This is a genomic window from Bombiscardovia coagulans (genome assembly GCF_002259585.1).
In the GTDB taxonomy this organism is placed as follows: domain Bacteria; phylum Actinomycetota; class Actinomycetes; order Actinomycetales; family Bifidobacteriaceae; genus Bombiscardovia; species Bombiscardovia coagulans.
On the sequence record NZ_MWWS01000005.1, the window covers coordinates 54,885 to 66,359 of the forward strand.

The window sequence follows — 11,475 nt, forward strand, 5'->3', positions numbered from 1 at the left end:
GGTTTAGTAATGCCCTTTTTTAAGGAAGAATGCCCATGCTGCACTGGGGGTGCCATAACGGCCTGCGATGTAGGAGAGTCCCCAATCAATTTGCACTGCTGCGTCGTCTCTCCAATTATTGCCGAATGTTGCCATTTTGCTGGCGGGTAGCGCTTGAGGAATACCGTAGGCACCAGAGCTTCTATTTTCTGCCCACCACCGCCATCCGGATTCTCGGTTCCAGAGGCTTACAAGGTCGTCGAACTGTTTACCGGTCCAACCTCTCTGGGCGCAGACAGCTCCGGCGTATGCTTGCGCTTGAGCTGGTGAGGCATGCCATAGCCTGCCATTCGGTGCTGGAGCCGGTGCGGGTGCTGGGGCCGGAGCCGGAGCGGGTGTTGGAGTCGGTGCAGGTGCTGGCGCTGGGGCCGGTGCAGGTGGCGCTGGGGCCGGTGCAGGTGCAGGTGCTGGCGCTGGTGCTGGTGCAGGTGCAGGTGCAGGAGCGGGTGCTGGAGCCGGAGCAGGTGCAGGTGGCGCTGGGGTAGGAGAGCCGGGCTGCTTTGGTTTATCCTGTTCTTTTCTGTCGGTTTTCTCTTTGTCTGGTGTATCGTTTGCAGGCGGAACAGGTCCCGAAGTATTTTCCTGTTTGGGTTCTTGCCGAGCCGGACCAATGGCAGTAACTTGGTCTATGGGTTGACGGGTTATTTTTTCCGCGATAAGGGTCGACGATTCGATTACTCCATCAACGAGTGTTGTCTGATACGTCCGTGTTTGTTGTCCTGATACTCCCTGTTGACGGATTACAGTTTGACCAGGCTCTAGAGAGTCATCTACAACAGTCCTATTAGTAAAAGGGACGACAATATCTTCAGTAGTTTGTCCGTGGGTTACTCGCTGTACTCGTAGGATGGTTTGAGATCCGTTTTTCTCTACTGAGACCCTGTCTTCTCTGCCTAGAACTATGCCTTTAGAGTCAAGGATGGAGGCTGCTGGGAGTTTGCCGTTTGGTGCTTCTGAGGTTTTGTTATCTGCTATGACTGTTACCGGCCCAGCCTCGTTAATGGCCAGCCCTCCCGTTAACTGGTTGTATACATTTTTTATGTCAACCTTCACTTTGGTGGCGTTGCGACGGTTGCTTTCAAAGAATCCTAAAAGTTGGTCAACAGATGTAGCAGTAGTCCAGAAAGGTACTTCTTGACCGTCAAGATTGATGGTTGTTTGATAAGCAGATTGAACGGTCACAGTCCCATGGTTGACAAGTCGATCTGAAGCGGAAGTTTCGACCAAGTCGTGTGTTTTTCGTTCGATGCCTTCTTGCTTGAGTAGACCGTCAACGCTCAAGGCATATGTTGTTACTTGTCGAGTTTCTCCGTTGACGGTGAGAGCCACTGATTTGCGCGCAGTCAGTACAAAACTGAGAATCATTGAGAGTGTGACTATTATGGCGCAGGCTATGATGCGCAAGCGACGTCGCAAAATAAATTGCTGCGGTGTCCACCGTCTACTCATTACAGGTACCTTTCTTCGTAATACTCACCATTGACTGTAACTGAGTTAGAGACTATTTGAACGTATTTTGGCATAGCAAGTTGAAAATATGCACAATTACTTTAAGAAAGCGCCAGAGAGGAAATCAGGGGCGGGATCGAAGGGGATGTTCCCGCCCCTGCTTGTGGATGGAGTTGGTTGGGGAAAGCACTCCGTCCGTCCTCTAGAGGTCAAAAACCTCTAGAACCTTACTCAAGATAAGTCTACACTTGCACAGGGCACCAGCACCGTCTTCAGCTTCTTGCTGGTGGAATCGACTTTACTCTTATTGACTCTGAGAGCGAAGTCGAATGTTCTGTCGAGCCTCCTGTCAGATTCGAACTGACGACCTGCCGCTTACAAGGCGGCTGCTCTGGCCAACTGAGCTAAGGAGGCGGAATGATTGAGCATACAATATTATGCTCTCACTCACATACACAAGCATACTATTTTCTCTTGCCGACTCGCCAAGATGTGATAGAAATGCTCTTCAATAGTCTCCTCTTGAGAGAAGGTCGTTGAGGCTCTTTGGATAAAACATTCTTTAGTTATAAATTAAACTCAATACTGCGAGATTTCCATTTATAAAGTTTGATGGGTCAAACCTCATCGAACGAAAGAACAACTTTAGTATGAAGACAGCCTACTCAGCAAGATTTTCAGTTAGAATTTGCTGTCAGCGGAATAGGAGCATCGTTGCCACCGATTGAAGGTAGCTTGCCGGCATGTCCTACTTGGGTTTTTGATAAGCCTATTGAGTCAAGGAATCCCGATACGGTATCCATTCCTACCTGAGAAGGTGCTGTGGTAGACCAAAGATGCTTATTAATTCGGATGGTCGGAGTAGTCATTGATCCCTTGTTTTGTCCAGATGTATTCCAGAGTTCTTCGCGCATAGGCGTGTATTTATTCATCTGGTTCAGCCATTCTTTGTATTGCCCCTTGAGTGCCTGGTTGGCGACGTCTTCACTGACTCCTGCCTTGAGCATCTGCTCTTTAATGCGAGCATCAGAAACTGGCTTGTATTGAGCTTCGTCTGGCTGGAAGCTAGGGGCATACAAATTAGACATATAAGCCATGAAATGCTTGGTATCATGCTCAAGTATGTAGATGCCTGCTGATCCTGCTCTAGCTGAGTATTCGTCGGTCGTCATGCGATCCATGAAGCTCATGGGATAAATTTCAAGGTTGACTTGACCAGCGTCAAGCATCTTGTTGAGCGTGGGGTCTAGCGTCTGATTCAGTGAAGCACAACCTGGGCACATGAAGTCCATATAAATTTCTACCGTTGGAGCCCCGGCAACTGGTTTATTGAGCCCATCTTTAGAGATATTAAAACCGCCCTTGCTATTTGCCTTTTGTGGCTTTACTTTCACGGCTTCTACGGCTTGATAGGCTTGCTCAATGCTTGCAGGAGACTGCTTGGGGTCAGGTCGGTGGGACTTCCAGTAGAAGAAACCGCCTACCCCTATCAGTGCAAGAATAACAACAATTGCAATGACACCAATAAGTGTCTGCTGTCTGCCTTCGCGTGCTTGCTGCTCTTGTAGAGCACGTTCTTGAGCTTCTTTCTGTGACCGCTTATCGCCTGCATTCGGTCGCACCACATGCTTCCGTGTACCGTGGTTAGAGCCTTTTTGTGCCATTACATAATCCTTTCGGAATGCTGAGCTTTTAGTGTATCTGAAAAGTATGAATATTGTATGTATTTGTCTCTACAGGTATAAGCCAATAAGTATTTAAATGGCTGGTTCATCGAAGGGTAGTGGAGCCCAGTTTAAAGACTGTCCTCGTAGTACAAAGATAATCAATATGAGGAGTATGAAAGCCCAAAGGAGAACAAGCACAAGCTGACGTTTTGTATGCACTGCTTGTGTACCTGTTTCTTGTGAAGGTCTACCAACCAAGGCACCAGCCCCTAAGCTCACAGCCAGAAGCCAGTCATGCCAGCTGGGAGCGGCAGTTTCAGGTGTTACATGAGTTCTGCCGACAGTGCGAGCTACCGCAATCCAACCGATACAAGCACATAAGGCTGATAGCAAGCCAGTTATCGATAACGATGATCCCGCTGGTAATGGCAGTCTTACGGTTAGTGCAGCCCAAGAAAGGTATCCAGTGATATGAGGTTGTCCAAAAGCCCAGCTGCCAACAACCAGGGTTATGTAATAAGCCAGCACTAGCAGCAGTACCCGGGGAAGTGTCATTAGGAAGCTTTTTAGTATCTGCCAGGGGAGGGTTGCAAGGCGTATGGCCATGTCTGTGGCCTTGTGTCCGCTGCCTCGTTTCAGTTCTCGTGAGATCTGGGTGCCGACGCTCAGGCCACAAGCAGAAAGCATCCATAGAAGCAATCCACTAAGAAAGAGTGCAGCGAATGGTTCCAAGGCTGCCAGACAGCCTATGAGTACACCTACCAACACAATCGTCCAATTGGCTTGCTTCAGATACAGTCGTCGCCGAATGAGCGCGTCAGGAACAGAGGGGTAGGCAGCTCCTTCACCACCCTGGTAGGAAGGACTGAAAGGAAGGACACTAGTGTTGCCCACCAAGGTAGCAGTGCTTTCCTGATCATTACGACTGTATGGTCGAAGCAGCTGGGTTGGTGGTTGATTCCAAGCCAGTCTAGGGTTGCGTAGGTAGTCCTCCTCTGCTAATTGGCGGGTTTGGCCAATATCATTTGGAGTGGAAGAGTTTGTGCCAAAAGGGAGCATCACCTCTGTAGATTCTTCACTGGTAGGTTCCTCGCTGCTTTCATGGAAAGTAGGGGAATCCAAAGCATCTCTACTGATAGCGTCAAGCAGGGCTTGCGGGCTAGGTCGGTCTTGCCGGTGGGGACTCAAGGCTGCTTGGAAGGCTTCTTTGGTGGCAAGAGGAAGCCCGCTGAGATCAGCATTGCCTGAGGCGGCTCGTTCTAAGACAGCCATCATTGGTTTAGAGCCAAATACCGGTCTGCCACAAGCTGCATACGCTAAAACAGCAGCAAGGCTCCACCAGTCTGAGTGCACGTCCGATTCTGCTCCATCAATGACTTCGGGAGCAATAAAGCCTGGTGTACCCATTACTAGGCCGGTGCGTGTCACATGGCTTTCGCCTTCGCCCATGGCAATACCAAAATCCACAAGTACTGGTCCAGCCGCTGAAATCATCACGTTAGTTGGTTTAATATCTCGGTGAACAATTCCGGCAGCGTGCACAGCTTGCACAGCTGCTACTAATTTGTTTGCCAACCGCTCTAAATCATCACCTGTATACCGACCATTAGTTGCTACATCGTCATGTAAATTCAGACCATCTATCAGTTCAGTGACAATAAACGCTAAAGAGTCATCTAACTCCATATCTACTATCTGGCAGACACCCGGGTGATGTATGCGTTGCAGGGCCATAGCTTCTCGCCGTAAGCGCTCGCGAGCTGAAACTTGTTCTGCTCGCTCTTGGGGGTCTAGCGAATCATGATTATCTTCTTCTGAAGTCAAAGAATCTCTGAGTACTTTTATGGCGTAGTCTTGGCCGCCGTCGTCACGGGCACGCCAGACAGACCCCATGGCTCCGCCTCCTAAAGGAGCTACCAGCGTATATCCGCCTACTACGTCGCCAACCTGCAAATTCAGCGCGTCTACTCTGCTCATAACTCCTATTGTGGTCTAGTGCGCGAACATCTACGCATCAACTGACATTCCTACATTCGTCGGAGCTTCCTGATACTACTTGCTGAACACAGAGTTGTGAGTGAAGGAGAGCAATATATGGTGGATTCCAGAAGTCATCGTTGGCCACAGCCTTTGAAAGAACAGCCAAGTAGGATCTGGTATGGGGGTGACTATAACCCTGATCAGTGGCCAGAAGAAGTGTGGGATGAAGATGTTGAACTCATGGGCGAGGCCGGAGTCAATGTTGTTTCAGTCGCTATTTTCTCTTGGTCTAAGCTGCAACCGCGAGAAGGAATCTATGATTTTGATTGGCTAGACAGAGTTATTGATAAGTTGGGTAAGGCAGGCATAGCGGTTTTACTGGCATCTGCTACAGCCTCTCCGCCCCTGTGGCTTACCCAGGAACATCCCGAGGTGCTTTTGCGTAATGAGCGAGGGGATGTGATTTGGCCAGGTGCTAGGCAGCATTGGCGTCCAACTAGTCCAATCTACCGTGATTATGCATTGCAGCTCTGCCGTGCCTTGGCTGAACATTATAAGGATAATCCGACGATTGTTGGTTGGCATATTGGCAATGAGTATGGTTGCCATAACCGTTTTGATTACTCCGATGATGCTATGCGAGCCTTCCAGGATTGGTGTAAGCAGCGTTATCAGACAATAGATGCCGTCAATGAAGCGTGGGGTACAGCTTTTTGGTCCCAGCATTTAGACAATTTTACCCAGATTTTGCCACCTCGGTACATTGGTGACTTCAACTTCATGAATCCCGGCAAGCTCTTGGATTACAAGCGTTTTAGCTCGGATGCACTCAAAGCTTTTTACATGGCTGAACGAGATCTTATACAAGAAATCACGCCAGATTTGCCAATTACTACCAACTTTATGGTCTCATCACTTGGTTCGACCTTGGACTATGACGATTGGGGGAGAGAGGTTGATTTTGTATCTAATGATCATTACTTCTCGCCGGGTGAGCAGCATTTGGACGAGCTAGCATACTCATCGGCTTTAGTAGATGGTATCTCTCGTAAAGAACCATGGTGGCTGATGGAGCATTCTACTAGTGCGGTTAACTGGAGACCTATCAACTACCGCAAAGAGCCCGGACAACTCGTTCGTGATTCAATGGCACACGTTTCGTTTGGTGCTGACGCTGTTTGCTACTTCCAATGGCGGCAATCCCAGGCGGGTGCTGAGAAATTTCACTCAGCTATGCTTCCTCATGCTGGTAAGGATTCTCAAGTGTTCAGGGACGTATGCGAGTTGGGCGAAGATTTGCGTCTGTTGAGTGAAGAAGGACTGGTGGGTACCACCCTTGCGAAAGCTCCGATTGCTATCGTTCAGGATTATCAAAGCGAATGGGCTACTGAGCATACGGCTACTCCTTCCCAGCATGTGCGGCATTGGACGGAACCTTTGGACTGGTTCAGGGCGTTAGCTGACCTCGGTATCAGGGCAGACGTATTGCCGATTTCTGCGGCCTGGGACACGTATCAGGCAGCAGTGCTGCCAGCTGTTTATATTTTGGACGAAGCCAACTCTCAGCGGGTACGAGACTACGTATCTGGCGGGGGGAAACTGTTTGTTACGTATTACACTGGTATTTCAGACGAACGAGACCATGTTTGGCTCGGCGGTTATCCTGGGTCGATCCGTGATGTGGTGGGAATACGTTCTGAGGAGTTCATACCTATGGGTTCCGATGAGGGGGCTCTGAACTATTTACAGCTCGACAACGGTGCAGTTGCGCATGATATGGCAGATGTGATTACATCTGTGGCAGCAAGTGCGCGAGTCGTAGCCAGTTTCCAAGCTCCGAAGCACACTGGCCTCAATGGTTTGCCTGCCATTACGGTGAACACTTTTGGTGAAGGCAAGGCCGCGTACGTTGCCTGTAAGCTGGGACGCGAGGGGTTAGTTTTGAGTCTTCCTGAACTCTTTACGGAAATGGACTTAACCTTCGAACAAGCTGGTGGTAATGGAGATATTCTGCGTGTCGAGCGGGAACAGCAAGAAACTGGCACTAAATTTGTGTTCCTCTTTAATCGCTGTGACCATGAGATAGAATTAGACCTTGCAGGAGAACCTTTGGTAGCCTCACTAGCTGGGGTGGATGACGGGCATGCCCGGATTGATCCTAATGGTGTTATTGTCCTGAAAGACGAGAAGGAAGCATCGGCTTCTCTATAAAAGATTGGGGTTAGCGGTAAGTGCAAGGTGTATAATAGTTTATGGCTCAAGGGTGAGTAATTACTCTTAACCATACAAATAAACAATTACCGCTTGACCTCACCATTGTTGGCTAGGTTTTGAGGCGGTATTACAGTGGAAATTCCTTCACTACGGATCGTTCGGCACGTACCTGCCGATGAAAGGATAATTCAATGGCAGAAGTAGTATTCGACCATGTTAGTCGTATCTACCCAGGAAATGCTGACCCCTCGGTAGACGATCTCAGCTTGGATATAAAAGATGGTGAATTTTTAGTTCTCGTCGGACCCTCTGGGTGCGGTAAGTCAACGACTTTACGCATGCTGGCTGGTCTCGAAGAGGTCAATAAGGGACGCATCTCAATTGGTGGCAAAGATGTCACAACTATGCAGCCCAAAGATCGTGATATTGCAATGGTTTTCCAGAACTATGCCCTCTACCCACACATGACTGTGGCAGATAACATGGGTTTTGCGCTGAAAATTGCTGGAACTCCTAAAGATGAAATTCGTAAGCGGGTCGAGAAGGCAGCTGAGATTCTCGATCTTACCGAATTCCTAGACCGCAAGCCTAAGGCTCTCTCAGGCGGTCAACGTCAGCGTGTAGCTATGGGTCGCGCTATTGTCCGTCAACCCAAGGTCTTCCTGATGGATGAGCCTCTTTCGAATTTGGATGCTAAGCTCCGTGTCCAGACTCGTACCCAGATTGCTGCCTTGCAGCGTCAGCTCGGTGTTACTACCTTGTATGTGACTCACGATCAGACCGAGGCTTTGACTATGGGCGATCGTATTGCCGTCATCAAGCTGGGTATTCTGCAACAGGTTGGAGCTCCAACAGAGCTGTATGATCACCCAGACAATGTCTTTGTGGCTGGTTTCATTGGCTCACCATCAATGAATATCAATATCCATCCAGTCGTTGATGGTCAGGCCAAGATTGGTGAGGACACCGTAAGTCTGCCTCGGGAAGCCGTAGATAAGCTTACTCCGGAGGACAATGGCCAGATTGTGGTCGGCTTCCGTCCTGAAGATGCCACATTAGCTGGAGCGGGTGATTCTGATGCCTTCTCCCTTGCGGTGGCAAATGTGGAAGATTTGGGATCTGACGGATACATTTACGGCAATATCATAACCGACAATAGCCCTGCTCAGAAGGCAACGGTTATGTCCGATCAGAATAAGTTAACAACTATTCGTGTCAATCCTCGTCAGCTACCGAAGGTGGGCGATGTAGTTAAAATCCACATCGATCCAGCTAAGATGCATCTCTTTGCTCCATCAACTGAACTGCGTTTGAACTGATGAGTAACAATCGTCTGAGATTGTAGGCTTGTGGGCCTATGAGATTGGGCGAATAGCAGGCGTTTTACTGTCTGTTTTTGTGGCCCTGTGTTTGACGCACGGGGCCACATTTGTATGAAGACAACTGTGGTCCAATATAGGCGGGTTCAGGTTAGATTGGGGACTATGAACGAGGCGAATGCGTCAGTATTTTCAACGGGTGGAGAGCGGCTAGGTCAAAGGCATTCTTCGGATTTAGATCCACGGGCCCTACAAGCTACTTCAGTTAATGCACCAGCGAGCTCTTCCGATGGACATACCCCAGATGCTTTGAGGATTACAGCTGCTAGTTCAAATCCTAAAATGTTCACGCTGCCATGGGAAAAGCCGCTAGCAACTTGGCCCCGTGACCTCTTGGCAAACCTACCTCGAGGTATTTCGCGGCACGTGGTTCGTTTTGTACATGTGGGCAATGAAGTGTATGCCATGAAAGAAATCACGCAACAGGTGGCAGAGCGTGAATACGAACTTTTACGCAAGCTGCAAAAGTTAAACCTGCCAACTGTGCAGCCGATCGCAGTGGTTACTGGTCGTCATGATGCCAAAGGGCAGCCATTGGAAGCCATTTTAGTTACCAAACATCTCAAATTCTCTCTGCCTTACCGTGCTCTTTTTGCTCGCAACCTGCGCCCAGATACTGCTGAAAGGCTTATTGACGCTCTAGCAGTACTGCTGGTTCGCATACACCTCGGCGGCTTTTACTGGGGTGATGTCTCCCTATCCAACGTGCTCTTTTTGCGTGATGCTGACTCTTTTGCGGCTTTCCTTGTCGATGCTGAGACCGGTGCTCTTTATCCGACGCTTACTGATGGCCAGCGTGAATACGATATTGACTTAGCGCGAACCAATATTATTGGTGAATTGATGGATCTGAATTCAGGCAATCTGCTCTCTTCTGATGTGGACGAGGTAGCAGTAGGTAATAGGTTGGCTGACCGCTACCAATCCCTGTGGTCGGCTCTCACCGACACTGAGTCATTCAGTCCCGACGAAATGTGGAAGATTGAACAGCGTGTGAATAATCTCAACGATCTAGGCTTTTACGTTGATGAGCTGGAGATGAAGACTGATGAGGATGGCAAGCAGGTTCTTGTCCGTCCAAGAGTGGTGGATGCTGGCTATGCATCCCGTAAACTGCTCAGGCTTACCGGCTTAGACGTACAGGAGAACCAAGCTCGACGTCTGCTTAATGATTTAGATGTATATCGGACTTCCACTTGGCGGCAGGGGGAAGACTTGGAGATTGTGGCTACTGACTGGATGCGTGAGGTTTTTGAACCCACGGTTCACATGATTCCTGTCGAGTATCGCAGTCAAATCCAACCAGCTCAGTTCTTCCATGAGGTCCTCACCCGGCGGTGGCTTTTGGCAGAACAAGCGGGGCATGATGTGCCTATGGCTGAAGCTGTGCACCACTATATTGAGGAGTCTCTGCCTGAATACAAGATTTCAACTGACGATATGAACCTGATCAATGATGAGGCTGATGCAGTTGTGGTGGATGACGATAGGAAGTGGAGCGATGCGGCTCAAAGCAGAGGGCGAACGAGTATCGCTCAGCAGGATCGGGATAAGCATGAACGCGACGATTCTGCTGACTCTGACGATGTTGATGAACTTTACCGTGATGGTCAAGATGATTCTGTTTGGGCCAGTTAATCCAAATCTGAATATATACCTTGAAGGGTCTAGCAGGTAGTTCCAACCCTGTCCTGCTAGACCCTTCGTTACCAAGCCCGGAAGTTGCCTCAGCGATTAAGCTGCTTTATTGCTTAAACTGGCCTTCCGACGGGCATTTGCAACCGCATAGAGGGAAATACCAGCAGCTACAGAAGCGTTGAGTGATTCAACTGTATTTGCAATGGGAATACTGGCTATTGTGTCACAGGCTTCTCTAACCAGTCTGCTCAACCCTTTGCCTTCGGAGCCGAGTACGACCACTAGTGGGTCCAGCTCAAATCCGGTTTCACCAACCATAACCTTGCCATCGCCATCTAAACCGACAGCATAGTAGCCTCGCTCGCGCAGTCCCTGTATGGCTTTTGTCAGATTGACAACTCGTGCTACAGGCAGGTGGGCAGCTGCTCCGGCAGAGACCTTCCAAGCAGCGGCAGTGACTGAAGCAGATCGTCGTTCAGGCAGAATGACACCAGCAGCGCCGAATGCTGCCGCTGAACGGATAACAGCTCCTAGGTTCTGCGGATCGGTGACACCGTCTAAAGCAATAAACAGAGGGCGTGCCTTGACGCTTGTGGGTCCGCCTACATTAGCTAAGGCTGCCGCACGTCGTTCAGCAGTCTCTGCCAGTTTTGCCAAGGACGAGTATTCATAAGGTTGTACCTTGAGTACGACACCTTGATGATTGCTGGAATGAGCTATGTGGTTGAGTTCTAAGCGGTCAGCCTCTAAGATGTTCAGACCTTCTTGCCCAGCGAGTTTGATAATTTCTCGTGTGCGGTCATCGTGTTCAATGCGAGTACCGATATAGAGTTGGCTGGAAGGTACGCCTACACGTAAAGCCTCAAGAACTGCATTGCGTCCCAGCACTAAATCGCTCGGGTCGCTTGAAAAACGATCAGCCCTGCGCCTGGCTGCGAGTCTGGGGTCGGCAGCCTGCCGCTTTAAGTTTTCTTGCTTAGCTTTATATGCCTTGTGATACACCCGGTCTTCTGCCTTTGGTGTCGGCCCTTTGCCGCGTAGTTTTCCCCGGTGTTTGCCGCCCGAACCTTTAGTAGGGCCTTTCTTTTTTGCCATAGTCTCTATCTTAC

The 11,475-nt window shown here is 49.4% G+C and carries 8 protein-coding genes and 1 tRNA gene; 4 read left to right on the forward strand and 5 right to left on the reverse strand.

Going from position 1 to position 11,475, the window contains the following annotated elements:
- Positions 1 to 3: 3 nt before the first annotated feature.
- Together BOCO_RS05065 and BOCO_RS05070 are read right to left on the reverse strand one after the other, a co-directional pair.
- Positions 4 to 1,488: an aggregation-promoting factor C-terminal-like domain-containing protein gene (locus BOCO_RS05065; protein WP_094723016.1), complete on the reverse strand. Its 1,485-nt coding sequence runs from the start codon at positions 1,486 to 1,488 to the stop codon at positions 4 to 6.
- A 340-nt stretch (positions 1,489 to 1,828) separates the two neighbouring features.
- A tRNA-Thr gene (locus tag BOCO_RS05070) sits at positions 1,829 to 1,902 on the reverse strand.
- Positions 1,903 to 1,905: 3 nt separating this feature from the next.
- On the opposite strand from BOCO_RS05070, the gene BOCO_RS07595 reads away from it, so the two are divergent.
- Positions 1,906 to 2,028, forward strand: coding sequence for a hypothetical protein (locus BOCO_RS07595; RefSeq protein WP_275542068.1), 123 nt, complete (start codon positions 1,906 to 1,908; stop codon positions 2,026 to 2,028).
- Between the two features lie 137 nt (positions 2,029 to 2,165).
- Here BOCO_RS07595 and BOCO_RS05075 read toward each other — a convergent pair whose 3' ends face one another.
- Together BOCO_RS05075 and BOCO_RS05080 are read right to left on the reverse strand one after the other, a co-directional pair.
- Positions 2,166 to 3,152 (reverse strand): DsbA family protein, encoded by a 987-nt coding sequence (locus BOCO_RS05075; protein WP_094723017.1) that lies wholly within the window; start codon positions 3,150 to 3,152, stop codon positions 2,166 to 2,168.
- Between the two features lie 93 nt (positions 3,153 to 3,245).
- Entirely contained in the window at positions 3,246 to 5,132 is a 1,887-nt protein-coding gene (locus tag BOCO_RS05080; protein ID WP_094723018.1) for a serine/threonine-protein kinase, read from the reverse strand.
- 117 nt (positions 5,133 to 5,249) lie between these two features.
- Between BOCO_RS05080 and BOCO_RS05085 the strand changes: the two genes are divergently transcribed.
- The 3 genes from BOCO_RS05085 (at position 5,250) to BOCO_RS05095 (ending at position 10,366) form a co-directional block, all read left to right on the forward strand.
- Positions 5,250 to 7,346 carry a beta-galactosidase gene (locus tag BOCO_RS05085; protein ID WP_094723019.1) on the forward strand — a complete coding sequence of 699 codons (2,097 nt, stop codon included), beginning with the start codon at positions 5,250 to 5,252 and terminating at the stop codon, positions 7,344 to 7,346.
- Between the two features lie 194 nt (positions 7,347 to 7,540).
- Positions 7,541 to 8,668 (forward strand): ABC transporter ATP-binding protein, encoded by a 1,128-nt coding sequence (locus BOCO_RS05090; RefSeq protein WP_094723020.1) that lies wholly within the window; start codon positions 7,541 to 7,543, stop codon positions 8,666 to 8,668.
- 165 nt (positions 8,669 to 8,833) lie between these two features.
- Complete coding sequence (locus tag BOCO_RS05095; RefSeq protein ID WP_094723021.1) at positions 8,834 to 10,366, forward strand: DUF4032 domain-containing protein; 1,533 nt, start codon at positions 8,834 to 8,836, stop codon at positions 10,364 to 10,366.
- A gap of 96 nt (positions 10,367 to 10,462) precedes the next feature.
- Here the strand turns inward: BOCO_RS05095 and rlmB are convergent, their stop codons facing one another.
- Positions 10,463 to 11,461, reverse strand: a complete 999-nt coding sequence (gene rlmB, locus BOCO_RS05100; protein ID WP_094723022.1) for a 23S rRNA (guanosine(2251)-2'-O)-methyltransferase RlmB — start codon at positions 11,459 to 11,461, stop codon at positions 10,463 to 10,465.
- Positions 11,462 to 11,475 lie beyond the last annotated feature (14 nt).

Excerpts from the sequence above, each read along its gene's own strand:
- BOCO_RS05095 (WP_094723021.1), top strand. The coding sequence starts at position 8,834 with ATGAACGAGGCGAATGCGTCAGTATTTTCAACGGGTGGAGAGCGGCTA.
- BOCO_RS07595 (WP_275542068.1), top strand. The coding sequence starts at position 1,906 with ATGATTGAGCATACAATATTATGCTCTCACTCACATACACAAGCATAC.
- BOCO_RS05075 (WP_094723017.1), bottom strand. The coding sequence starts at position 3,152 with ATGGCACAAAAAGGCTCTAACCACGGTACACGGAAGCATGTGGTGCGA.
- BOCO_RS05090 (WP_094723020.1), top strand. The coding sequence starts at position 7,541 with ATGGCAGAAGTAGTATTCGACCATGTTAGTCGTATCTACCCAGGAAAT.
- rlmB (WP_094723022.1), bottom strand. The coding sequence starts at position 11,461 with ATGGCAAAAAAGAAAGGCCCTACTAAAGGTTCGGGCGGCAAACACCGG.
- BOCO_RS05080 (WP_094723018.1), bottom strand. The coding sequence starts at position 5,132 with ATGAGCAGAGTAGACGCGCTGAATTTGCAGGTTGGCGACGTAGTAGGC.
- BOCO_RS05085 (WP_094723019.1), top strand. The coding sequence starts at position 5,250 with ATGGTGGATTCCAGAAGTCATCGTTGGCCACAGCCTTTGAAAGAACAG.
- BOCO_RS05065 (WP_094723016.1), bottom strand. The coding sequence starts at position 1,488 with ATGAGTAGACGGTGGACACCGCAGCAATTTATTTTGCGACGTCGCTTG.